Genomic DNA, 24,403 nt, shown 5'->3' on the forward strand with positions numbered 1-24,403 from the left:
CCATGAACAATGACTGGCACACACTTGAACGCGAGCCCGGCCTGCCTGCCTCGTACGCGCAAGCGGCGGTGCGGCGCAAGATCACTGGCACCACGCTGCCCGAGACTGGGCTGCGATGCTGGGTCGATGTCGATCCAAAACGCCTCGCGGACTATCGCAAGGTTTGCGGGTTTGCCGACAGCGGCTTGCTGCCACCGACCTACCCGCACATCCTAGCGTTCGCTTTGCAGATGCACTTGCTGACAGCCAAAGACTTTCCGTTTCCCCTGTTGGGGTTGATTCACTTGAGCAACCGCATTCGCCTTATTCGGCCGATGGGCGGCGTGCATCGCGCGCGAGTCAGTGTGCAGGTGGTCAATCTGCAACCGCACGCCAAAGGTGCGACATTTGATCTGCTGACGACCCTGGAAGATCAATTGGGGACGCTCTGGGAGGCTGAAAGCCAGATGCTCTGTCGTGGCGTCAAACTCGACGGTGACCCCGTCGAAGAAGTCCTGGCAGCAAGCTTGTCGCTCACCGAAGTCAGCCGCTGGAAGGCCCCGGCCGACATCGGTCGGCAATACGCGAAAGTGTCGGGCGATTACAATCCGATTCATTTGAGTGCCGCGAGCGCCAAGCTGTTTGGCTTCCCGACGGCGATCGCCCATGGCCTGTGGAACAAGGCGCGCACGCTGGCGGCGCTGGATCAACACCTGCCAACAGCCAACGTCGAGATTGCGGTGCAGTTTCACAAACCGGTACGCCTGCCCAGCGAGGTGACGTTACTGGCCAGCGCGGCAGGCTCCAGCGGCGATTTCCAATTGATGGGTGTCGGGGAGCTGCAACACATGGTCGGGCACTGGCGGCCGATTTCCTGAGCTCGCCATAGCAGGGCAATCGCGCGCAAAGGTGCCTTTCAGCGAGGCGGATAATTGGCGAGTATCCTGCCAACCGTCTCGCGGATAGCGTTGGCACGATCAGTCGGATTCGGCGAACCGCTGACCAGTTGTTCATCGCTGCCACGCCACACCAGTTTGCCGTCCTTGCTGTCCAGCAGATCGATCTGAATGATCGCGACCTTGTAACTGACGTTGCGGGTTTCGTTGTACATCGGCCCGCCCCAGTAACCACTCCACGGACTGCCCCACCCGCCCCCGCCGCCGTAGTGGGTCGTCACTTGTTGCTGGCGCTGCTCGACGATCAGGTAGGTCTGCACGCTGAGATCACCCCTGCTGCCCCCGGGTGCCGGGCGCAGGCCGCGTTGATCGAGCTGATCGGACACCGACTGGCGAATGCGTTGCTCGGTCAGGTCACTCTTGATTCGTGGGTCATCGGGACGATATTGCAGAGCCGGTTCCATCCAGCTCCAGCTGCGATACGCGGCAAAGTCGCGGCTGGCATCAAAGTCATTGTTGACCTGGTTGGCGGCACAGGCGCTGAGCAGTGCGGCGACAACCAGTAGTGCGATACGACGGAACATGGTGATTCTCCGAGTGAAGACATGAATCTGCGGTACACCAGGCAATTCCGGCTAGCTCGGCGGATAGGCCGACATGGCCTTTTCCACCGCTTCGCGAATGGCATCGGTTTGCGCGCCCTGTGAACCGCGATTGCTGGTTTCGGCACTCGAACTCCAGACTGGCTGGCCGCTCTGAGCATCGAACAAGTCCACGCGCACCACCACAACCTGTTCCTGGTAAGTACGCACGATCGGCACCGTGTTGTACATGCCGTAACCGCTGCCATAACGATTGTAGCCGCCGTAACCGCCATAACCGCCACCGTAACCGTAGTCATCGCGAACCTGGCGCATGCGGGTTTCCAGCCGAAGGTCGGCGCTGACAAACAGGTCGGCAGCACGATTGTCATGCAGCGGGCGCAGGCCACGCTGATCGAGCGCGCTGCTCACGGCTTCGGCGACCTGCGCCGAGTCAGCCCAGGCCGTGCCCGGTGGCAGGCGCCCGTTGAGCCACGACCAGCTGCGGTAACGGCCGTAGTCTCGCGGCGGTGCCGGGTAGGCGCTGCGGTCGAAGGTGCTTGCCGCTTGCGGTGGGGCCGGCGGCAGAGGTCTGGAACTCCCTACGTAAGGGTTGCTGCCCTGGCAGGCAGCCAGACCCAGACAGATCAGCAGTAACCCTGAACGATTTTTCATTTCGCGCTCCGATCAGATCGGCCGACAGATCCAGTGCAGGTAACGCCCAAGCCCGGCGAAGCCTGGGTGGCGACGGTGGGCGAGCTCCATTTCGAGCAGATCCACCAGTGACGCGCGGGCCTGGAATTCCACCGGCATGTAGTCGTGAAAAACGCGAACCCCGCTCTGGGTTTCGACCCGCCACAGGCCTTCAAGTTGCGCCGCAAGCTCTCGCGGATCAAGTGGCTGTTGCGGGGTCAGGCTCTGTTTCTCGCCGGCCATGTCGTTCTTGCGCATTTTGCGAAAGTGACCCTTGAGCAGGTTGCGGTAGATCAGCGCATCGCGGTTGTAAAACGCCAGCGACAACCAGCCTTCGGGTTTGGTCAGTTGATGCAGCACCGGCAGGATCGCGTGGGGTTCGGCGAGCCATTCGAGTACCGCGTGACAGAGCACCAGATCATAGGGCTCGTTGAGCTGCCCGAGCAGATCCTGCCAGGGAGCCTGAATGAATGTCGCGGTTTGCCCGGCATCGGCGAACCGCTGCCGGGCGCCTTCAAGCATCGGCTCGGCAGGCTCGGCCAGCGTCACTTCATGCCCGCGCTCGGCCAGCCACAGCGACATGTGGCCCAGGCCGGCACCGATGTCGAGCACGCGCAGTGGCCGCTCGGGCAGGACTTCGGCCAGATCGGCCTGGAGCACGGCGAGGCGGATTGCTCCTTTCGCGCCGCCGTAGATTTTCTCTGCGAAGCGGGTCGCCAGTTGATCGAAATGACGGTCGCTCATCAGCTGAATCTCCGTTCACTGTCGGCGAGTTTGCTGCGCACCACTTCGTTCATGTCCAAACCGAGCTCGCTGCACAACAGCAAAAGATAGAGCACGATGTCGCCGACTTCCTGCCCGGCGTGGGCAAGTTTGTCGGCCGGCAACTGGCGGGACTGGTCTTCACTGAGCCACTGGAAGATTTCCACCAGCTCGGACATTTCCACGCTCGCGGCCATCGCCAGGTTTTTCGGGCTGTGAAATTGTCGCCAGTTATTGCGATCGCGGATGGCGTGCAAGCGTTCGGTCAGTTCAACTAGGTTCATCGGGCTCTCCTGAAGGCGTATAGCTTCGGGGGGATCCTCAATCATGGCAAGGTCTGTGTAGCGCGGACGGCGCCAGCGTTCAGCGGCTGCAGCTTTCCTGAGTCATACTGAGGCGATTGCGGCAGCAGGGAACTCGGCGCCCTGATCGATAGGCCAAGATTCAAATTCGGCAAACATGCCACCACATTCACCAAGGATGTTCACATGCAGGTAGAAAGCTTCTTCGAATGGCTCGGCCAGGCACTCGGTTCGGTCATCCGCTTCATCGTCGACGGCCTCAGCGGCCTGTTCAACCTGTTAAGCAACGCCGGCAGCAACTTTGTCGAGGGACTGTCCCGTACGCTGGGCATGGACACCTCGATCATCAGCATTCTGGCGTTGATTGTCGGGCTGATACTGTTGTGGTCGGCGATTCGCGCGTTCATGAGTGCGTCGATCATCATGGGGATCATCTGGTTGCTGCTGGGGCTGTGGTTGCTGAGCTGGATAATCCACTAAAATCATCACCCCCTCGGTAGCGAGCAGACTCGCTGCCACACTGAAATCGTTACAATGCGCGCTCCTCAAGGAGCCTGCATGTCCAACCTGATTGCCGACTGGCGCGACCGCCCGACTCATCGTCGCGTCTGGGCGCTGGCGGCCCCCATGATCCTCTCGAACATTTCCGTACCGCTCGTGGCGCTGGTCGACAGTACCGTCATCGGCCACTTGCCCCACGCCCACCAACTGGGCGCTGTCGCGGTGGGTGCCAGCCTGTACACCTTTCTCGCCTGGGCGATGGGTTTTCTGCGTATGGGCTCAACCGGGTTTGCCGCTCAGGCTGCCGGGCGTGGCGACGGTGCAGCGTTGCGGCAGATTCTCTTGCAAGGCTTGTTGCTGGCGATGGGCCTGGCGATTGCCCTGGGCGCGTTGGGAGTTCCGCTAAGTGGCGTCGCGTTGCACTTCATGCAACCCTCGGCAGAACTGGATCAGCTGACGCGCGAGTTTTTCCACACGCGCTTGTTCGGCCTGCCGGCGGCACTGGCCAGTTACGCCCTGGTCGGCTGGTTCCTCGGCACACAGAACGCGCGGGCGCCGCTGGCGATTCTGCTGAGCACCAATCTGGTCAATATCGCGCTTAATTTGTGGTTCGTGCTCGGGCTGGACTGGGGGGTGGTCGGGTCGGCCCGCGCCTCGGTAATTGCCGAATGGACTGGCGCACTCGTTGGCCTGCTGATGACCCGCAAAGCCCTGCGTGCCTACCCCGGTCACATTGCCTGGGCCGCGCTGGCGCTGTGGCAGAGCTGGCGTCCGCTGCTGGCGGTCAACCGCGACATCTTCATCCGCAGTCTGCTGCTGCAATCGGTGTTTTTCATGATCACTGTGCAAGGCGCGCGGTTGGGTGATGCCACCGTCGCCGCGAATGCTCTGCTGCTCAATGGCTTGCTGCTGACCGCGCACGCGCTCGACGGCCTGGCCCACGCCGTGGAAGCCTTATGCGGCCACGCCATTGGCGCTCGCGACCGCGATGCCCTGAGGCGCTCGCTGGTGGTTGCCTGTGGCTGGTCACTGCTGGCGAGCCTGGGCTTCGCGGTGTTGTTTGTGTTTGCTGGACACCTGTTCATCGAGATGCAGACCGACATCCAGAGCGTGCGCGATACGGCATTCGTCTACCTGCCCTACCTCGCCGCCCTGCCGCTGATCGCCGTCTGGAGTTATCTGCTGGACGGACTGTTCATCGGCGCCACCCGCGCCCGGGAAATGCGTAACGGCATGCTGCTGGCGATTATTCTGCTGCTGCCGTTTGCCTGGGCGCTGCAAAGTCTGGGTAATCACGGCCTGTGGCTGACCTTCCTGCTGTTCATGTTGCTGCGCAGCCTGACGCTTGGCGCAATCGCCTGGCTGTTGCGCAACAACGATGGCTGGTTTGCCGGGCGCGTTCACTGACTCTGGTCGTTGTGCCAGCGAATGCGCAGGTTATTGAGACGCTCTTGCTGCGTGCCACCGGTCAGCGGCTGGCGCAGGGAGCCATGCGGGAACTGCAGGCGCAGCCATAACCAGCCATCCAGCGACGGCCGCTCGCTGAACCCCAGCGCCAGCCCTTCCTGGAGATGGTGCCACAGGCTGTTGTAATCGACCTCAGTCGACTGCGACCAAAGCCAGGCGTGGTGTTCCAGCAGGCAGGTCTGCAGTTTCTCCCGCTGTCGCTGGCTCAAGTCGGCCTCGACCACCAATGTCTCGACCATCAGGCCAGGATTGATCAACTGCTGCCAACCTTCACTGCCGATCGCACGGTCGGCCCACGTCCCGCCAAACCACTGCAACCTCTTGATCGGCCCCAACCAGCGACTCAGCTCCATGGGATCGCAGGCATCGAAAAAGTAACTGGCCGTGTTCGGATTGTAGTAACTCAACAACGCTCGATGATGCAGGCCGACTGTGACCGTCAGCATGCGTTGCAGATGTTCGATCAGTTGCCCAGCCGATACATCGCTGACCATCAGCAAACCGCGCCACACCTGCGCCTGGCTGACACATGACTCGGCCAGTGCCGGGCAACTGCGTAGATCTACCAGCACAGGCCCTTCATTGCGCAGCGCATGCAGCTCAGTGCCCTCGAACAACTTGAAGCTGCGCGCCCGTGCGAGTTTCTTTTGCAACACCGCACTGGTGTGAGGCGCACCCGGAACATCCAGCAATAGCCATTGCGCAGGCGCGCCGATCATGCCGCACCGCTCGAGCCGAATCGCGTCGCCGCCCGACAGGCACACAGGCTCTCCTGACAATGATTGAAACTGCCACCCCCGGGCATCAGGCATAACAGCAACAAGGGCTCACCCGTTCGCAACAATTGCAGCACACCCTCGGCAGGCGACGGATCTGCGGGCGCCACCGGCGCAGCGTCATGTTCAACCGTCGGCAGCGTGTGCAGAAATCCGCTAATGAACGGTTGATCCGGATCACCTTCGATAAAGCTCACCACCACCTCGGTGCCCTCACTCAATAGCGCAACGGCCTGACCGTCCAGCTCTGCTGAGACCGGCAACCAACAATGGCTCGGTGTCGCGCCTTCGCCCTGGTACAGCCAGTCAAATTGCACCGCGACCGGTAACGAGGGATCGGGGCGGGGCTCATCGACGTCGACCACCCAGGCGCGTTGCAGGCTGTGCATGCGAGGTTTCACAAAGTGTTGTGCCGCCACGAATGTCGCGTCCCGGGGAATGGCGCGAAACTGGTTAACGTAGGGCTTCACCGGATCCTGACTGCCAAGATGCTCGACATGGGTCAGCATCCACGAATGATTCCAATCGGCGACCGGATGACCGGACAACGGCATCAGCTGACCACTGCGCAGCGTCGCCACATCGGCTTGTCCCTCGACGCTTCTCCTGTACGGCTCGCTCACCTGCAGCCTGAATTGTCGAATCGCCGGCTGCTCGCGTTCAGCGTCGAACCCGACCGCGTTGCCCAAGGGAAAATGCCCGTTGCCGTCACCGAAAACTACGCAATGCCCGCGAGCACTGTGTTCGAAGTGATAATGGACACGTTCCTGAGCGCATAAACGCTGGAGAAACTGCAGATCCGATTCCTGATACTGCGTGCAGAAGTCTCGCGGCGGATAATCACCGCTCAGCTCGAAGCGCCGATGCTGGCCGATGATGCCGTGCTCCTTGAGCACCTGGTCAAGAATCTGGGGCACCGAACGGGCGCTGAAGATTCGCTGGCTGAAACGTTGGGACAGGCACGCCAGCCTTGGTCGCAGCTGCACCCGACACAACCGGCTGCTCTGGCCATGGTCACGCTGAACGAGCTCATGCAATTGTCCGTGGAACAAGCTCTGCTGAGCTGCGATGTGCAGAACCGCAGGACGGTACAGCAAGCTGGCAAGGTCGAGAGTCGGGTCATCGATCAGCAGATCCACGTCGAACACAAAAGGCTCGTTGATCGCTTCTCTACCGGTAAAGGCCAGGACTTCGAACGGGTCGGGCAGACCGGCTACATCCAGACGAAATGAAGGTTCGTGGACTGGATCGAACATCGGCGATTCTCTACAGGAGGGGCGGTCGGGGATTTTCGCCGAGAGCCATGGCCGAGTAGAGGGCCGAAGTACAACTTAGGAAACGGCCTACGATAAATGCAGACCATATGACTTTTATAGCCAGGAGAGGGGTAGGTTTCGTCGACAAATACAGAACCGTCCCACCGGCTCATCTGAAAAACCCGCAGGGCGCGGTACATTTTCAGACAACCCGGTGCAAACGGAGACTTACCTCAAGAAGACAGGTAAGACGAACGAGTCAGGCCCAGGCGCAACGCGTCGAGGAATTGCGTACGTTCGGCCGCCGTGATGCGTGCACTGGCGCACTTGTCGCGATAGTGAGTCATCAACTCTTCCGGCGACAAGTGCACATAACGCAGCATGTCTTCGATGGTGTCGTGGGTTTCGATACCCGCGTGGTACACACTGCCATCGGCATTCTGGTAGATGTTCACCGAATCGGTGTCACCGAACAGGTTGTGCATGTCGCCGAGAATTTCCTGATAGGCGCCGACCAGGAAGATGCCTAACAGATAGTCCTCGCCCTCGTTCAGGCTGTGCACTGGCAGGCTGGTCTCGATGCTCTGCTCATCGACGTATTGCTTGATCTTGCCGTCGGAGTCGCAGGTCAGGTCCTGCAGCACTGCGCGACGCAACGGCTCTTCATCGAGACGGTGCAGCGGCAGGATCGGCAGCACCTGGCCGATCGCCCAGGTGTCCGGCAGGCTCTGGAATACCGAGAAGTTGCAGATGTACTTGTCAGCCAGTTTGTCGTTGAGTTCGTCGAGCACCTGACGGTGTGAACGCTGACGCGCCTTCAACGAGTTGTGCAGACGGCGGCACACGGCGAAATAACATTGCTCGGCCAGGGCTTTCTCAGCCAGGGTCAGCTTGCCGTCGGCGTACTGGGTGGCAACGTCACTCATGTAGTGCGTGGCGCGCCAGTAGGTTTCGGTGACCATCTCGATGTCGGTCGGGCCGAGCAGGTCAACCAGCCACTGCACGGTTTCCGGCAGCGCTTCCTTGTTTTCGATCTGTGGCACTTCGTCGTTGTGTTTCTCGACGTCGGTCACCTGCACCACCAGCATGGCGTGGTGCGCGGTCAGCGAGCGACCGCTTTCAGAGAAAATGTTCGGATGCGGCAGGCTCTGCGCATCGCAGAATTCCTTGAGCATGCCAACCACGACACCGGCGTAATCGTCCATGTCATAGTTGATCGAACTGGCATTGCGCGAGTGGGTACCGTCGTAGTCGACACCAAGACCGCCGCCGACATCGATGTGATCGACCGGCAGGCCGAGGTTACGCAGTTCGCCGTAGTAACGGATCGCTTCCTTGAAACCGTGCTGGTAGTCCGCCAGATTGGCGATCTGCGAACCCATGTGGAAGTGCAGCAGGCGGATGCCCTGGTCGAGACCCGCCGCGCGGAAACGCTCGACAACCGACAGCAACTGCGCCGCCGACAGACCGAATTTGGACTTTTCGCCGCCGGTGTCCGCCCACTTGCTCGACGCCAGGGACGACAGGCGCACACGCAGACCGACCTGCGGCTTGACCTTCAGCGAGGCGGCTTCTTCGATCACCAGCTCAACTTCGGATTCTTTCTCGATCACGATGAACACGTTGTGGCCGAGTTTCTGGCCGATCAATGCGAGACGGATGAACTCACGGTCCTTGTAACCGTTGCAGACGATGGTGCCGCCCTTCGGCGCCAGCGCCAGCACGGCGAGCAGCTCGGGCTTGGAGCCGGCTTCCAGACCGATGGAAACGTCTTGGGTCGCAATGATGTTTTCGATCACCGCTTCCTGCTGGTTCACTTTGATCGGGTACAGCGCGGTGTACTTGCTCTGGTATTCCAGGCGCTCGATGTTGGAATCGAAGGCACCGGTCAGCTGGCGCACGCGGTCTTGCAGGATATCCGGGAAACGTACGAGCAACGGCAAGGACAAGCCGCTCTTGCGCAACTGGTCGACTTGCTCGAACAGGTCGATCGGCGAGCTGGCCGGACCGTTCGGACGAACTTCGACGCGACCGGCGTCATTGATCGCGAAATACCCGGCCCCCCAATGGCGGATCCCGTAAACACTGCGGCTGTCCGCAACTGTCCATTGGCTGCCATCGTCTTTGCGTGTGCGTCGTACGGACATTGAAGTCCCCTATAAAAAGTCATAGAGCGTCACCTGGGTTCAGGCTGGCGCAGTCTAAAGAGTGTAAATGACGGTTCGTCAACGAGGGGGTAGACCTCGCTGACCGCAGTGAGTTTAGAAACCGGTCAGAACAGGCTCTGTGAAAACCATGTAGGCGGCACCTGGCCTGCTGCAAGGACCGGGTCGAGCCGAGGGTGGTTTTCACAGAGACGGCTAGCCGCCGGACTTCTTGGCCTTGAAACCGAGTTTGATCAACTCGCCTAACAACAGCTCGACATGATCGCCCTGGATTTCGATGATGCCGTCTTTCAACGCGCCACCGGTACCGCAACGTTTCTTCAACGTGGTGGCCAGTTCCTTGAGCGCGTCTTCAGCCAACGGCACGCCGGTGATGGTAGTCACCGTCTTGCCGCCCCGGCCCTTGCTTTCGCGGCGCACGCGAGCAATGCCGTCACCGGACGGGATCAGGGTTTGTTTGCAGATGCAGGCGTCCACCGGTTTGCTGCAATCGGGGCAATGACGACCTGCGTCGGTGGAAAATACCAGGCCACCAAGGGCGGCGAAGGATGCGGCTTTTTTGGCCACCGGCAATCCTCTCGGGAGGACAAAGACTGGTCGCGGCACCTGGGCCATCGACCGCGAAGCCCCACTCAGGCAGGGGCAGCGCTACTGAACCGAAACAACCCTGTAGGAGCGAGCCTGCTCGCGATGGTCGTCAACGATGACGCGAGCATTCAGGATATGCACGTCGCCCTCGCGTTCTTCGCGAGCAAGCTCGCTCCTACAAAAAAGCAATCCGGTTCAGCTTGAAAAGGTCGCGCAGTGTAACGGCAAAAACGCCGATTGCTAAGAGCCAATCGGCGCCAATTCATGGCTGTTTTGCGACGTCATTCCCAGAGGCGCGCAGATAGCGCTTCAACGCTGCCAGAGAGTCCGGGCAATAAGGCTTTTGCTGGATGTCGAGCATGACCTGATCGATTGGAATGAAGCGCGCTTCCAGCACCTCCTCCGGCTGCAGGATCAAGGGGCCATCCCACACCGCCGAAAACGCTGAACACCAGAGTCGATTGCCGGTGTCTTCGAAAAAGAAATGATCGTGCGCGGTCAGTTCTACCCCGCTCACTCCCAACTCTTCTTCCAGCTCCCGGGCAGCCGATTCGGCGTAGCTCTCGGTGGCCAGAACCATGCCACCCGCCGCCACATCCCAGTAACCGGGGTAAATCGCCTTGCTCAAGGTTCGGCGATGAACACAGAGCTCTCCGGCCGAATTGAACAACATGATGTACGTGCCGCGCCCGATCAGCCCACGCTCGCGCAAATCGGAGCGGACCAGGGCACCGAGCAGGTTGTCCTGCTCATCGACCCAGGCGATCTGCTCAGCGTCCGAAGCCGCACGATGGGCGGCTTCGCTTGTGTGATCCGCCATGACTTAGCCTTGATTAAGCAGCTGACGCAAATCGATCACTGCAGCATTGGCCCGGGAAATGTAATTGGCCATGACCAGCGAGTGGTTAGCCAGCACGCCAAAGCCGCTGCCGTTGAGAATCATAGGGCTCCAGACCGGTTCTTGCGACGCTTCCAGCTCACGAATGATCTGACGCACGCTGACCGTGGCGTTCTTCTTCGCCAGCACATCGGCGAAGTCGACTTCGATGGCGCGCAGCAAATGCGACAACGCCCAAGCTTGACCGCGCGCTTCGTAGAACACGTTGTCGATCTGCATCCACGGGGTTTCGACGATTTCCTCGTCAACCTGCGGCACCTGGCCCGGCGCAACCACTTCGGTTTTCAGAGAAGTGTTCAGCTTGACCCGGCCAACGCTGGCGGAGAGCCGTTGCGACAGCGAACCCAAACGGGTGCCAACGTCGCCGAGCCAGTTGTTGAGGTTGTCGGCGCGCGCGTAAAACAGCGCGTTTTTCTGCGACGGATCGGACAGACGCGCCTGATAGCGACTCAGGGACTTGATGCCTTCCTGGTATTCGGACTCACTGGATGGCAGCACCCAGCTCTTGTTATCAAAGTTGAAACGTGGCTCGGCCTTGGCCAGATCACCATCCTCTGCCGACTGCGATTGCGAGCGGGCGAAGTCTTTACGCAAGGCGCGCGTCAAATCACGCACCTGGACCAGCACGCCATATTCCCAGCTCGGCGTATTGTCCATCCACAGGCCCGGCGGGAAACGGTCGTTGGAAATGTAACCGCCCGGCTTGGTCAGCAAGGTATCGGCGACGGTCTTCAGCGTTTCGACCGTGGTGTAGCCGATGACCATCTGCTTGCCTTCACGTTCGGCCGCAACCTGGGCGTTTTGTTGAACCGGGAACAGCGCCGGCTCCTGACTCCAGTACCAGCCGAGCGCGATGCTCACCAGCAGAAAAAGGCCGATCAGCGTGGCCAGCGCCCGGCTGAACAACAGGCCGCCGACGTAACTGCGGGTGGCCGACTTTGGTTCGGCGGCACGTTCAGGCGCGCTGCCCGCGCGGTTCTTCCAGTCCAGCATGGCGGTATCCTTTCAATCACTTGAGTTCATCGGTTCGACCACAACCCTACGCCATCGTGCCTCGTTAAACGCGCATTAAATGTGCGCAACGCGCGCACGAATGCAGGCCGCGAACGCAACTATAGAGGAAGGGAAGCCCTTTGTAGCGCCTGGCGAAGGACTTGGGCAGATTCGGACGTCCGACTACGCAGCAGTCGTCAACTCCACAATGAGCTTTGCCTAATACAACGCATTCGCTGATTTTACGACTGCTTCGCAGCCGGACGCAGGCTCCGCCAGCTGCTACAGGTGTCGCTTCTAGCAGCGCGGCAGGTCCGACCGACCGGTCATAAACTGAATGACGTCGCCTCGCACTTAATTGACGGACGACACTGATGCTAATCGAAAGAGATGCTAGCATAGAGCCACCAGTCAATCTCAGCATGCACCCTACCCAGTAGTCAGGATATGACCGAGCCAGAAGACCCCAGCCGTGAGCGCCTCAAGCACCACTTTGCCCAGCGGGTAATTCATCAGGCTCGTCAGATTCTTGAGATATGGCAGCGCCTGCAGCGCAGCGAATGGTCCAGCACCGATTCCTCCGAACTGAGCGAAGCCAACCTGCGCTTGCTGCGTTTCGCCGAGCGCTTCGAGCAGCCGGAACACAGCCAGCTGGCGCGGCTCATCGGCCAGTCGCTGGAAGCGATCGACGCCAATCGGGGGCGCCTGAACAGCGCGCTGATCACTGAACTCAATCGCCTGATGCAGCGCCTGTCGCGCACCGGCCTGCGGCACGGCGATCAGCTGGAGCAAACGTTCCTGCCGCCACTGCGCAAGCCGGTCTACGTAGTATTGCAAGATCACGAACGGGCCGAACGCCTGGCCAAGCAACTCGAATTCTTCGGCCTCAGCGCGCAGTCAATCGACAGCGTGTCGACGTTCCGCTCATCGATGGTCGAGCGACTGCCTGCGGCAATTGTCATGGACGTTGACTTCTGCGGCACCGGCGTCGGCCTGCAACTCGCCGCCGAAGCCCAGGTCGGACTGGACGAACCTTTGCCCCTGCTGTTTTTCAGCCTGCTGGAAACTGACACCCCTACCCGCCTCGCCGCCGTGCGCGCCGGCGGTCAGGAATTCCTCACCGGCACCCTCGAAGCGTCTAGCCTGCTGGAAAAGATCGAAGTACTCACCTGCGTCGCCCAGTACGAACCTTATAAGGTGCTGATCATCGACGACTCGCGCGCGCAAGCCTTGCACACCGAGCGCCTGCTCAACAGCGCCGGAATTGTCACGCGGACGTTGATCGAGCCGATCCAGGCGATGGCCGAACTCGCCGATTTCCAGCCCGACCTGATCATTCTCGACATGTACATGCCGGCCTGCACCGGCACTGAGCTCGCCAAGGTCATCCGGCACAACGATCGTTATGTCAGCGTGCCAATCATTTATCTGTCGGCCGAAGACGATCTGGACAAGCAGCTCGATGCCATGAGCGAAGGCGGCGACGACTTCCTGACCAAACCGATCAAGCCCCGCCACTTGATCACCACGGTGCGCAACCGTGCGGCGCGGGCGCGCAACCTGAAAGCGCGAATGGTCCGGGACAGCCTGACCGGTTTGTACAACCACACACACATCCTGCAACTGCTCGAAGACTGCAGCTTCCGCTCGCGCCGCGAAGGCAAGCCGCTGAGTTTTGCGATGCTCGATATCGACCACTTCAAACGGGTCAACGACAGCCACGGCCACCCCATGGGCGATCGCGTGATCAAAAGCCTGGCGCTGTTCCTCAAACAGCGTTTGCGCAAGACCGACTACATTGGCCGTTACGGTGGCGAAGAGTTCGCCATCGTCATGCCCGACACCGATATCGAAGCGGCCTATAACGTTCTGGACGAGATCCGTCAGCGCTTCGCCGAAATTCATTACCCGGCCCAGCCGCAGGATCTCTGGTGCACTTTCAGCGCCGGCGTCGTCGAGCTGAATGACGCCTCCGACGGCCTGATGATGGCCAGTCTGGCTGACGAAGCGCTGTACCGCGCCAAGCATGCCGGGCGTAACCGTATCCACGCCGCGCAGGCATCAAAGCAAAATGCCACCTTTTCATCGGAATCGACCCGTTCGGTCATAACGCTGTAATAGAAACGCAATAACTTCAGGCGCTTACCATTCTGCCGTTGGTAGTCCCGCAATGCGCCTGAAGCTGCTGACCAATTTCAACACCCTCCTTTTAGTCGCCGTTTGCATAGCGCTCGGCGCTACGCTCTGGTGGTCGCAAAAAGCCCTGGAACGCCCCTATCTGTTGATGGAGCGTTACCTGGGGTTGTCCCAGCAATTTCAAAATGAAGTGGCGCGCAGCATTGGCGACTACCTTGCCAGCGGCGACGCCTTGCGGTTAAGCAGCGCCAGCCAGGCCATCGACGCCTTGCAAAAGGAATTGGCCGACTTGCCGCCAGCCTTGGCCGACACCTTGCGCCCGAGCCTCTCGGACCTCGACGAATTCAGCAAAACCGACTTGCTGGCCGCCGGCAAGCTGGCCGGCGATCCGCAGGCACTGCTATTGCAGGCCGAACGCGAGCTTGGCGCCAGCCTCGATCAACTCAGCCAATACGCCAGCGGCAACCCTGGCTGGCTGACGCCTTTGCTCAACGCTTCGCAGCACCTGGGCAAACTGTCGCTGGCGCGAGACAAACTGGTCAGCAGCGGCCGCAGTGAACTGGCCGCCGATGTCGAGCGCGAAGTCAGCAACATCCGCACCCAGGCCGACCTCATCGACGCCTTGCCATTGCTCGGTGTGACCAGCAGCACTGAATCGAACACCGACGATTTCGCTGCAATGATGGGCCTGGAAACCACCGAAAAAGCCGCCGCCGAAGATGCTGGTGTCGCACTCAAACGTGAACTCACCAGCCTGCTGACACGCTACCCCGCCGAACTGGCGCGCACCCGTGAACAGATCCAGAAACGCGCCGACCTCAGCGCGGCGACACACCTGAAGATCACCGCAGTGCAACAGGCGATTGCCGGTCTCGAACCTGTCGTTCGTGCCCAGCACGGGGAGATTCAGAGTGAAGTGCGGCTGATGCAAGGCGTGATGATCGGGTTGATCCTGCTGATCGCGCTGCTCATCGACACCTTGCAGCGACGTCTGGCACGGACGCTGACCAACCTTGCGCCGGCACTGTCGACCTGGGCCGAAGGTGATTTCAGTCAGGACATTGAACTGGGCAAAACCAACCGAGAACTGCATGACATTCAAGCGTCGCTCAACCGCTTGCGCGCCTACCTGGTGGATCTGGTCGGGACCATTCGCTTGAACGCCGAGCAGGTCGCCGGGAGCAGTCGAACGCTGGCCGACCTGAGCAGTGATTTGCACAGCGGCGCCGAACATCAGGCCGGTGATACGGCGCTGATCCGCGATTCTCTCAGCGAGCTGGAAGCTACCATTCAGCAAGTGGCCGGCGATGCCAGTCAGGCTGCCGATGCCAGTCGCAATGCCGGGATGGCGGTCGAGCACGGTCAGAAAGTCATCGGTTTGAGCCTGACCGGGCTGCATGCGCTGGTGGGTGAAGTGCAAGGCAACGCGAAGATGATTGAACACCTGGCCGAGGAATCGGCCACGATCGGTGGGGTGTTGACGGTGATTCGCTCGATCGCCGATCAGACCAATCTGCTGGCCTTGAACGCAGCCATTGAAGCGGCCCGCGCCGGCGAAATGGGTCGCGGTTTCGCCGTGGTCGCCGAAGAAGTGCGCTCACTGGCGCAGCGCACGGCGGGTGCCACGGCAGAGATTCAAAACCTGATTGCCGGCCTGCAGTCTGCGGCGCGGCAGTCGGTGGAAGGCATGCGCGCGCAGGTCGAACACGCTGAAGCGACAGCCAGTCAGGCTCAGGCCGCTGACGGCGCGCTGGATAAAATCGTCGGCGCGATCCAGACCATTGCCGACACTGCGGTGCGCATCGCCGATGTCACCGCCCAGCAGAGCGGCGCGGTCAGCGAAATCCGCGATCACAGTGAGCGAATTCACCAGTTGGGTGGGGATAACCTGCTGCGCATTGGCGAAGGGCGTGAACAGGGCGAGCATTTGCTGGTGTTGGGCGGGAGACTGCACACGGCAGTCCAGGCTTTCCGCGTCTGATAGAAACAACCTGCCCCCCCTGTAGGAGCTGCCGAAGGCTGCGATCTTTTGATTGTACTTCTGACGGCAACTCATGAGACATCGCCAAAGATCAAGATCAAAAGATCGCAGCCTTCGGCAGCTCCTGCACGGGTCGGCGTCGTAAGGCACTCTCAGCTATCATGCCCTCACTTTCGATACGCGAGATTGTCATGCGCCGTTTGCTCTGTCTGTTGTTGCTCGTGCTCGCCCTGCCGGTCAGCGCCGCCGGTTTGCTGGATAGCCGGCCCAGCGCCACGCTGGGTTCGATCAACAACAGCGCCGACTTCCTGCCGGTGCGCGAAGCCTTTCAACTGAGCCTGGTCGAAGCCACGCCGCAATCGATCAAGCTGCGTTTCGTCGCCGCCGAGGGTTACTACCTCTACCGACACCGCCTGCAGTTTCGCAGCGACCCGGCGGACGTCACACTCGGCCCGGCGCAACTGCCCAAGGGCGAACAGAAACACGACGAGTACTTCGGCGATGTCGAGGTTTACCACGGGATTCTCGAGGTCGAACTGCCGCGCACCGACCCCCGCGCCTTCACCCTCGTGGTGGGCTATCAAGGCTGCGCCGACAAAGGCCTGTGCTATCCGCCGGAAACCCAACGCCTGAGCATCGATGGCGGCAGCACGTCCGCCGCCTGGAGCTGGAAGCAACTGGCGCTGTTCTTTCTTGCCGGCCTCGGGCTGACGTTCACGCCCTGCGTGCTGCCGATGCTGCCGATCCTGTCCGGCGTGGTGTTGCGCGGCCAGGTCGGTGGCTGGCGGGGCTTCAATCTCTCGCTCGCCTACGTGCTGCCAATGGCTGCCTGCTTCGCCCTGCTCGGCGCGCTGATGGGCATGTTCGGCGCACAACTGAATCTGCAGGCGCGTCTGCAATCGGTCTGGGTGCTGGTGCCGTTCGCATTGTTTTTCGCGGTGTTTGCCTTGGCCATGTTTGGCGTCTTCGAACTCAAGCTGCCGCAGGCGATCAGCAGCCGGCTGGACCGAATCGCCGGCCGCACCGAAGGCGGCTCGTTGTGGGGCGCGGCGGTGCTCGGCGTGGTGTCGAGCCTGCTGGTTTCACCTTGCGTGTCCGCTCCGCTGGCCGGCGCGCTGCTGTACATCAGCGCCAGCGGCGACGCCGTGGGTGGCGGGCTCAAATTGTTCATGCTCGGTCTCGGCATGGGCGCGCCGTTGTTGTTGGTAGCCACCGGTGGCGCGGCATGGTTACCCAAAAGCGGACCGTGGCTGGTGTATGTAAAAAACGCGATCGGCGTATTGCTGCTGGGCCTGGCAATCGGCTTGCTCAGCCGCGTCGTGCCCGGGCAGATCACCTTGCTGCTGATCGGCTTGCTGACCGCTGGCGTCGGTTTATTCCTGGGCGCGCTGGAGTTCGTTTACAAACCACCGCGCAAACGTCTCGGCCAATTGCTGGGGATGTTTCTGCTGTTTTACGCGTTGGCATGCTGGTACGGCGCGTTCAGTGGCCAGACCGACCCGTTCAGTCCGATTGCTCAGCCGCGCACGATTGCGGGGACCGAACCTGCACAAAATGCCGATGTCTGGCAGACCATCACCACCCCGGCCGAGCTGGATCAAGTGCTCGCCGAGGCGAAAAACTCCGCGACCCCGCTGCTGCTCGACTGGTACGCCGACTGGTGCATCAGTTGCAAAGTGATCGAAAAACAAGTGTTCACTGATGCCAACGTCGTTGAACGTCTCCAAGGCTATCGACTGATCCGCTTCGATATGACCGCGAGTAACGCTGAACAACGCGTCCTGCTCGACCGTTACAAGCTGTTCGGCCCTCCCGCGCTAATGTTCTTCGGCAAGGATGGCGCAGAGCAGGTCGATGTGCGGGTGATCGGCGAGATCAATGCCGCGGACTTCGCCGAACGCGTCGCCAAGGCGAATGACCGGAATTAGCAAGGCGGTCACAAATTTCGCGCAATCATCGGCCATCGTGCTGGCTATTGCATAGAACTGGACAGTCACAAAGGCTTTGCGGCATAGTCGCCGGGTTCTGACAAATGCCCACAGATAACAAGGAACAGCAGATGGCAACGCTACTGGTTCTGCACGGACCCAACCTGAACTTGCTTGGCACCCGCGAGCCGGGCACCTACGGCGCCACCACACTGGCGCAGATCAACCAGGACCTGGAACGCCGTGCACGTGACGCCGGCCACCATTTGCTACACCTGCAAAGCAATGCCGAGTACGAATTGATCGACCGCATCCACGCTGCACGCAGCGAAGGTGTGGACTTCATTCTGATCAACCCGGCGGCTTTTACGCACACAAGCGTTGCATTACGTGACGCGCTGCTGGCGGTGAGCATCCCATTCATCGAAGTGCATTTGTCAAACGTGCACAAACGCGAACCTTTCCGCCATCACTCTTACTTCTCCGACGTAGCGGTGGGAGTGATCTGCGGCCTTGGCGCCAGCGGTTATCGACTGGCCCTGGAGGCCGCACTAGAGCAGCTTGAAAGACAGGCAACCGCTTGAACAACAAGCGTTGAACGCCCCTGACCGACCCTTGGGAGTTGATGATTCATGGATATCCGTAAAGTTAAGAAACTGATCGAATTGCTGGAAGAGTCCGGCATCGACGAGCTCGAGATCAAGGAAGGCGAAGAGTCCGTACGTATCAGTCGTCACAGCAAGACCCCAGCTCAGCAGTACTACGCACCGGCTCCAATGCACGCGCCGGCCCCTGCGCCTGTTGCTGCCGCTCCGGTTGCCGCCGCTGCACCGGCTGCTCCGTCCGCCCCGGTTCTGAACGGCACCGTTGCCCGTTCGCCGATGGTCGGCACCTTCTATCGCAAATCTTCGCCAAGCTCGCCTTCCTTCGTTGAAGTCGGCCAGACCGTGAAGAAAGGCGACACCCTGTGCATCGTTGAAGCGATGAAGATGATGAACCACATCGAAGCTGAAACCAGCGGTGTGATCGAATCCATCCTCGTCGAAGACGGCCAGCCGGTTGAGTACGACCAACCGCTGTTCACCATCGTTTGAACCGCGGAGAAACTTTGATGACTGCGAAGTTGGAAAAAGTTCTGATCGCCAACCGCGGTGAGATCGCACTGCGGATTCTGCGTGCCTGCAAAGAGATGGGCATCAAGACCGTCGCCGTTTACTCCAAGGCTGACAAAGAGCTGATGCACCTGGGCCTGGCAGACGAATCCGTCTGCATCGGTCCGGCCTCGGCCACCCACTCCTACCTGCACATTCCGGCAATCATCGCCGCGGCTGAAGTGACCGGCGCAACCGCCATTCACCCAGGCTACGGTTTCCTCGCGGAAAACGCTGATTTCGCTGAACAGGTCGAGAACTCCGGCTTTGCCTTCATCGGTCCGAAAGCCGACACCATTCGCCTGATGGGCGATAAGGTCTCGGCCAAACACGCCATGATTGCTGCCGGTGTGCCAACCGTTCCGGGCTCCGACGGCCCGCTGCCGGAAGACGAAGAAACCGCTCTGCGCATCGGTCGCGAAGTCGGTTACCCGGTGATCATCAAGGCCGCTGGCGGCGGCGGTGGTCGCGGCATGCGCGTTGTGCATAAAGAAGAAGACCTGATCTCCTTCGCGAAACTGACCCGTACTGAAGCTGGCGCGGCGTTCGGCAACCCGATGGTCTATCTGGAAAAATTCCTGACCAACCCACGTCACGTGGAAGTCCAGGTACTTTCCGATGGCCAGGGCCAGGCGATTCACCTCGGCGACCGTGACTGCTCGCTGCAGCGTCGTCACCAGAAGGTTCTTGAAGAAGCGCCAGCACCGGGCATCGACGAGAAGGCTCGTCAGGAAGTCCTCGCGCGCTGCGTCAAGGCGTGCATCGACATCAACTACCGTGGCGCGGGCACTTTCGAGTTCCTGTATGAGAACGGCGCGTTCTATTTCATCGAAATGAACACCCGCGTTCAGGTTGAGCACCCGGTTTCGGAAATGGTCACCGGTATCGACATCGTCAAGGAGATGCTCAGCATCGCCGCTGGCAACAAACTGTCGTACACCCAGGAGGACGTGGTTATTCGCGGTCACTCGCTGGAATGCCGAATCAACGCCGAAGACCCGAAAACCTTCATGCCGAGCCCAGGCACGGTCAAGCATTTCCACGCTCCAGGCGGCAACGGCGTTCGCGTCGATTCGCACCTGTACAGTGGCTATGCGGTTCCGCCTAACTACGATTCGTTGATCGGCAAGCTGATCACCTACGGCGCAACCCGTGACGAAGCGTTGGCGCGTATGCGCAATGCGCTGGACGAAATCGTTGTCGACGGGATCAAGACCAACATCCCGCTGCACCGCGACCTGGTCCGCGATGAAGGCTTCTGCAAAGGTGGTATCAACATCCACTACCTGGAACACAAGCTGGCGGGCGACAAGCACTAAGCTTTTAGCCTGATCAATAAAGCCGCCTTCGGGCGGCTTTGTTGTTTCTGCAGACTTTACAAACCCTGTGGCGAGGGGATTCATCCCCGTTGGGCTGCGCAGCAGTCGTGATAAAGCGACTTTTTTATGGTTCAGGGACGTGTCGGAGGACAGCTTTCAGGCCTGCTGCGCAGGCCAACGGGGATGAATCCCCTCACCACAGTTATTCACCTCGCCTCCCTGGCAACCCTGTCGTCTTCTGCCGCGCGCTCGCGTAAACTTGCGCGCTTATCGCGGCCCGCCAGGCTGCAATCAATATTTTTCAAAGGTGCCCGCCATGCCTTGGCTGCAAGTCCGTCTCGCCATCAGCCCAGAACAAGCCGAAACCTACGAAGACGCCTTCCTTGAAGTGGGCGCTGTGTCGGTGACCTTCATGGACGCCGAAGATCAGCCGATCTTCGAACCGGAACTCAACACCACCCCACTGTGGTCGCACACCCACTTGCTGGCTTTGTTCGAAGGTGGCACCGAGGCCACCAGCGTGCTGGCCCATCTGGAGTTGCTGACCGGCAGTCCGCTGCCAGAACATCACAGCGAGATCATCGAAGACCAGGACTGGGAGCGCAGCTGGATGGACGGTTTCCAGCCGATGCGTTTCGGTCAGCGCCTGTGGATCGTACCGAGCTGGCACGCCGCGCCGGAACCGGACGCCGTGAATCTGCTGCTCGACCCGGGCCTGGCGTTCGGCACCGGCACGCACCCGACCACGGCGCTGTGCCTGGAATGGCTTGACGGTCAGGACCTGAAGGACTGCAACGTCCTCGACTTCGGTTGTGGCTCGGGGATTCTGGCGATTGCCGCCCTGTTGTTGGGCGCCAAAGAAGCTGTCGGCACCGACATCGACGTGCAGGCGCTGGAAGCGTCGCGCGACAACGCCGGGCGCAACAACATCGCCGAAGCGCTGTTCCCGCTGTATTTGCCTGAGGACCTGCCGCAGGTTCAGGCCGACGTGCTGGTGGCCAACATCCTCGCCGGCCCGCTGGTATCGCTGGCGCCGCAACTCTCCAGCCTGGTCAAGCCTGGCGGCCGTCTCGCGCTTTCGGGCATCCTCGCTGAACAGGGCGACGAAGTAGCCGCCGCTTATGCGCAGGACTTTGATCTGGACCCGATTGCCAATCGCGATGGCTGGGTGCGCATCACCGGCCGTCGGCGCTAGAATGAGCCTCTGCACAAACCGGATCGCCGCATGACCGACAGCTTCGTCACTCAGTGCCCGCATTGCCAAACCAGCTTCCGCGTCAACCATGCTCAACTGAGCGTGGCCCGCGGAGTGGTTCGTTGCGGCTCGTGCCTGCAGGTATTCAATGCCGCCAAGCAATTGCTTGAGCAGGCCGGCAAAGAGGTGACCGCACCGGTTGCTCCGGCTATCGTCGAAGCTCCGGAGCCCCGCGCCATCAGCCAGAAACAATGGTCGGCGACCGAGCTTGATCTGGATACGCTGGATCTGGACGAAGAACTCGCGCGACTCGAGCAGCGGGAAAGCCAGCCGAGCACCGAGTTCGTCCGTCAGCGGGAAGACAGTTTGAGCGCGCGCCGGGATAACACCGGGCACGAAGAAGAGCCATGGTCCGACAGCCTGTTCAGCGAATCAGCCGCCGATCGAGCCGAGGCCGCCGACGTCAGTGAATCCGCGTCACCGCTGATCGAGACCGGCATTCTTGCGCGCACCGAGCCATCGTTGTCGCTTGTACCGGTGGAACTGGACGACGAGCCTCAGCCGCCGCAGCTGCGCCTGAACGATCCGCTTGATGCCCCGCTTCATCACGAACGCTTGTCGGCGTCTGCCGCCAGCGACGATTTCGACGACGACTTGCCTTCAATCGCGCCCCTGCGCAAGCGCCATGAACGCAGCGAATCGACCGAGCGAGTCGAGGCCCTGCAAGACCTGACCGACGACCCGCTGCAACTGGACTGGCAAAAGCGCCGCTCGCCCTGGGGCCGCCGGGTGTTCTGGTTGGTGCTGACCCTTGTGGGTGCAGGCGCACTCGTCGGCCAGTACATCGCCTATCACTTTGACGAAATGGCCCGCCAGGACCAGTACCGCCCGTGGTTCCAGCAAGTGTGTCCGCTGATCGGCTGCACCGTGCCATCCAAGGTCGACATCGCCAAAGTCAAAAGCAGCAACCTGGTGGTGCGCAGCCATCCCGAGTTCAACGGTGCACTGGTGGTAGACGCGATCATCTACAACCGCGCGCCCTTTTCCCAGCCGTTCCCGCTGCTGGAGCTGCGCTTCGCTGACCTTAATGGTCACCTGATCGCCAGCCGTCGCTTCAAACCTGGCGAGTACCTTGGCGGCGACCTCGAAGGCATGGCGGAAATGCCGCCGCAAACGCCTATCCACATCGCGCTGGACATTCTCGATCCAGGTGCCAAAGCAGTGAATTACAGCCTGAGCTTTCATTCGCCCGAGTAAAGCCATTCAGCGTTACGGCTTTGGCGGCATATTTCTGACTGCGACCGCTCATACCAAACCGCTGGCGATAACAAAATAACTGTTCAGATTTTGTTCAATTCAGCCTTTATCCAGTCATCGAGAGCGGGTATCATGCCCACCCTTTTTCGAACTCTAATGATCCGGCCCCACAACAGGGAAGTCCTATGTCGGCGGTACGCATCGGTCCATACACATTACACAACGGCTTGATTCTCGCCCCTATGGCGGGCGTCACCGACCAACCCTTTCGTCAGCTCTGCAAGCGACTGGGCGCAGGGTTGGTAGTTTCGGAAATGGTCACCAGCGACATGAGTCTGTGGAACACCCGCAAGTCGCGGATGCGCATGATCCACGAAGGTGATCCCGAGCCACGCTCGGTACAGATCGCCGGTGGCGATGCGCAGATGCTGGCGGATGCCGCACGAGCCAACGTCGAGCTGGGCGCACAGATTATTGATATCAACATGGGCTGTCCGGCGAAGAAGGTCTGCAACAAGGCTGCCGGTTCCGCACTGTTGAAAGACGAAGCACTGGTCACCGAGATCCTGCAGGCCGTGGTGGCGGCGGTCGATGTGCCGGTCACTTTGAAGATTCGCACCGGCTGGGACCGGGACAACAAGAACGGTCTGACGGTGGCGAAGATCGCCGAGCAAGCCGGGATCGCGGCGTTGGCGGTTCATGGCCGCACCCGCGCCGACCTGTACACAGGTGAAGCCGAGTACGACACCATCGCCGCGATCAAGCAGGCGGTGTCGATGCCGGTGTTCGCCAATGGCGATATCGATTCGCCCGAGAAAGCCCGGTACGTGCTCGATGCGACCGGTGCCGACGGGCTGTTGATAGGCCGGGCTGCCCAGGGGCGGCCGTGGATTTTTCGTGAGATCGAGCATTTCCTGGCCACCGGAGAAAAACTTCCGGCGCTGGAACTGATCGAGGTGGAACGCATTCTGCTAGAGCATCTGGCCGCACTGCACGCTTTCTATGGCGATGTGATGGGTGTCCGTATCGCTCGCAAGCATGTGGGCTGGTATCTCGCAACCTTGCCGGGCGCCAGGGAGTTTCGCGCCCACTTCAATCGTTTGGAAGATACGGAAGCACAATGCGCCAACGTTCAGGGCTTCTTCGCCGAACGTTACAAGAGCCTGGCAGGGGACGGAGAAGGGGTGGCCGCATGACGATGATGACCGAGACTTTAGTGAGTGGAACAACACCCGTGAGCGACAACGTGAATTTGAAACAGCACCTCAATACGCCGAGCGAAGAAGGTCAGACCCTTCGCGGGAGTGTCGAGAAGGCGCTGCACAATTATTTCGCCCACCTTGAGGGCGCTGCCGTCACGGATGTGTACAACCTGGTGCTCTCCGAAGTCGAGGCTCCGTTGCTCGAGTGCGTGATGAACTACGTCAAGGGCAACCAGACCAAGGCCAGCGAGCTGCTCGGACTCAACCGGGGCACGCTGCGCAAGAAACTCAAGCAGTACGATTTGCTGTAAGCATTCAATCAAACCAGAAAGGCGCCCGCGTAAAACCGGTCGCCTTTTTTGCTGACTCCTTTGCTT

At 60.5% G+C, this 24,403-nt stretch carries 23 protein-coding genes; 13 read left to right on the plus strand and 10 right to left on the minus strand.

What is annotated here, in order from left to right; all coding sequences use genetic code 11:
- Positions 1-2 precede the first annotated feature (2 nt).
- Complete coding sequence (locus tag DU29_RS0101885) at positions 3-857, plus strand: MaoC family dehydratase (RefSeq protein ID WP_028620169.1); 855 nt, start codon at positions 3-5, stop codon at positions 855-857.
- Between the two features lie 38 nt (positions 858-895).
- Here DU29_RS0101885 and DU29_RS0101890 read toward each other — a convergent pair whose 3' ends face one another.
- Genes DU29_RS0101890 through DU29_RS0101905 form a run of 4 tightly spaced genes read right to left on the minus strand, consistent with a single transcriptional unit; the run spans position 896 to position 3,195 of the window.
- Positions 896-1,459 (minus strand): DUF4136 domain-containing protein, encoded by a 564-nt coding sequence (locus DU29_RS0101890; RefSeq protein ID WP_028620170.1) that lies wholly within the window; start codon positions 1,457-1,459, stop codon positions 896-898.
- A 51-nt stretch (positions 1,460-1,510) separates the two neighbouring features.
- Positions 1,511-2,131 carry a DUF4136 domain-containing protein gene (locus DU29_RS0101895; RefSeq protein WP_028620171.1) on the minus strand — a complete coding sequence of 207 codons (621 nt, stop codon included), beginning with the start codon at positions 2,129-2,131 and terminating at the stop codon, positions 1,511-1,513.
- A 12-nt stretch (positions 2,132-2,143) separates the two neighbouring features.
- Positions 2,144-2,893, minus strand: coding sequence for a methyltransferase (locus DU29_RS0101900; RefSeq protein ID WP_028620172.1), 750 nt, complete (start codon positions 2,891-2,893; stop codon positions 2,144-2,146).
- Positions 2,893-3,195, minus strand: a complete 303-nt coding sequence (locus tag DU29_RS0101905; protein WP_028620173.1) for a MazG-like family protein — start codon at positions 3,193-3,195, stop codon at positions 2,893-2,895. The genes DU29_RS0101900 and DU29_RS0101905 overlap by 1 nt, the downstream gene beginning before the upstream one ends.
- Before the next feature lie 204 nt (positions 3,196-3,399).
- Here DU29_RS0101905 and DU29_RS0101910 point away from each other — a divergent pair, with 204 nt between their 5' ends.
- Both DU29_RS0101910 and DU29_RS0101915 read left to right on the plus strand, forming a co-directional pair.
- Complete coding sequence (locus DU29_RS0101910; RefSeq protein WP_028620174.1) at positions 3,400-3,693, plus strand: hypothetical protein; 294 nt, start codon at positions 3,400-3,402, stop codon at positions 3,691-3,693.
- 78 nt (positions 3,694-3,771) lie between these two features.
- A complete protein-coding gene (locus tag DU29_RS0101915; RefSeq protein ID WP_028620175.1) occupies positions 3,772-5,121 on the plus strand; it encodes an MATE family efflux transporter in 1,350 nt (449 codons plus the stop codon).
- Here the strand turns inward: DU29_RS0101915 and DU29_RS0101920 are convergent.
- The 6 genes from DU29_RS0101920 to DU29_RS0101950 form a co-directional block, all read right to left on the minus strand.
- Positions 5,115-5,900, minus strand: coding sequence for a DUF4123 domain-containing protein (locus DU29_RS0101920; protein ID WP_028620176.1), 786 nt, complete (start codon positions 5,898-5,900; stop codon positions 5,115-5,117). The two genes, DU29_RS0101915 and DU29_RS0101920, sit on opposite strands and share 7 nt — an antisense overlap.
- Entirely contained in the window at positions 5,897-7,213 is a 1,317-nt protein-coding gene (locus DU29_RS0101925) for a type VI secretion system Vgr family protein (protein WP_028620177.1), read from the minus strand. The genes DU29_RS0101920 and DU29_RS0101925 overlap by 4 nt, the downstream gene beginning before the upstream one ends.
- A 233-nt stretch (positions 7,214-7,446) precedes the next feature.
- Complete coding sequence (gene speA / locus DU29_RS0101930) at positions 7,447-9,360, minus strand: arginine decarboxylase (protein WP_028620178.1); 1,914 nt, start codon at positions 9,358-9,360, stop codon at positions 7,447-7,449.
- A gap of 213 nt (positions 9,361-9,573) precedes the next feature.
- A complete protein-coding gene (locus DU29_RS0101935) occupies positions 9,574-9,945 on the minus strand; it encodes a translation initiation factor Sui1 (RefSeq protein ID WP_028620179.1) in 372 nt (123 codons plus the stop codon).
- A gap of 283 nt (positions 9,946-10,228) precedes the next feature.
- Positions 10,229-10,786 carry an NUDIX hydrolase gene (locus tag DU29_RS0101945; RefSeq protein WP_028620180.1) on the minus strand — a complete coding sequence of 186 codons (558 nt, stop codon included), beginning with the start codon at positions 10,784-10,786 and terminating at the stop codon, positions 10,229-10,231.
- A gap of 3 nt (positions 10,787-10,789) precedes the next feature.
- Complete coding sequence (locus DU29_RS0101950) at positions 10,790-11,857, minus strand: DUF2333 family protein (protein ID WP_028620181.1); 1,068 nt, start codon at positions 11,855-11,857, stop codon at positions 10,790-10,792.
- A gap of 447 nt (positions 11,858-12,304) precedes the next feature.
- Here DU29_RS0101950 and DU29_RS0101955 point away from each other — a divergent pair, with 447 nt between their 5' ends.
- The 10 genes from DU29_RS0101955 to fis all read left to right on the plus strand — a co-directional run bounded on the left by DU29_RS0101955 (position 12,305) and on the right by fis (position 24,337).
- A complete protein-coding gene (locus DU29_RS0101955) occupies positions 12,305-13,975 on the plus strand; it encodes a diguanylate cyclase (protein WP_028620182.1) in 1,671 nt (556 codons plus the stop codon).
- Between the two features lie 1,363 nt (positions 13,976-15,338).
- On the plus strand, positions 15,339-15,974 hold the full coding sequence (locus tag DU29_RS1000000133655; RefSeq protein WP_442961275.1) for a methyl-accepting chemotaxis protein: 636 nt from the start codon (positions 15,339-15,341) through the stop codon (positions 15,972-15,974).
- A 191-nt stretch (positions 15,975-16,165) separates the two neighbouring features.
- On the plus strand, positions 16,166-17,902 hold the full coding sequence (locus tag DU29_RS0101965; RefSeq protein WP_028620184.1) for a protein-disulfide reductase DsbD: 1,737 nt from the start codon (positions 16,166-16,168) through the stop codon (positions 17,900-17,902).
- A gap of 131 nt (positions 17,903-18,033) precedes the next feature.
- Positions 18,034-18,486, plus strand: a complete 453-nt coding sequence (aroQ, locus tag DU29_RS0101970; protein ID WP_028620185.1) for a type II 3-dehydroquinate dehydratase — start codon at positions 18,034-18,036, stop codon at positions 18,484-18,486.
- A 48-nt stretch (positions 18,487-18,534) separates the two neighbouring features.
- A complete protein-coding gene (accB, locus tag DU29_RS0101975) occupies positions 18,535-18,996 on the plus strand; it encodes an acetyl-CoA carboxylase biotin carboxyl carrier protein (protein WP_028620186.1) in 462 nt (153 codons plus the stop codon).
- A gap of 17 nt (positions 18,997-19,013) precedes the next feature.
- Positions 19,014-20,372, plus strand: coding sequence for an acetyl-CoA carboxylase biotin carboxylase subunit (accC, locus tag DU29_RS0101980; RefSeq protein ID WP_028620187.1), 1,359 nt, complete (start codon positions 19,014-19,016; stop codon positions 20,370-20,372).
- Between the two features lie 316 nt (positions 20,373-20,688).
- Positions 20,689-21,567: a 50S ribosomal protein L11 methyltransferase gene (gene prmA / locus DU29_RS0101985; protein ID WP_028620188.1), complete on the plus strand. Its 879-nt coding sequence runs from the start codon at positions 20,689-20,691 to the stop codon at positions 21,565-21,567.
- 30 nt (positions 21,568-21,597) lie between these two features.
- Entirely contained in the window at positions 21,598-22,824 is a 1,227-nt protein-coding gene (locus DU29_RS0101990; protein ID WP_028620189.1) for a DUF3426 domain-containing protein, read from the plus strand.
- A gap of 185 nt (positions 22,825-23,009) precedes the next feature.
- Positions 23,010-24,020 (plus strand): tRNA dihydrouridine synthase DusB, encoded by a 1,011-nt coding sequence (gene dusB / locus DU29_RS0101995; protein ID WP_028620190.1) that lies wholly within the window; start codon positions 23,010-23,012, stop codon positions 24,018-24,020.
- Positions 24,017-24,337 (plus strand): DNA-binding transcriptional regulator Fis, encoded by a 321-nt coding sequence (gene fis, locus DU29_RS0102000; RefSeq protein WP_007907419.1) that lies wholly within the window; start codon positions 24,017-24,019, stop codon positions 24,335-24,337. Before dusB ends, fis begins: the two co-directional genes overlap by 4 nt.
- The last annotated feature ends 66 nt before the right edge of the window (positions 24,338-24,403 follow it).

This window comes from Pseudomonas sp. Ant30-3 (assembly GCF_000690905.1).
Taxonomy (GTDB): Bacteria; Pseudomonadota; Gammaproteobacteria; order Pseudomonadales; family Pseudomonadaceae; genus Aquipseudomonas.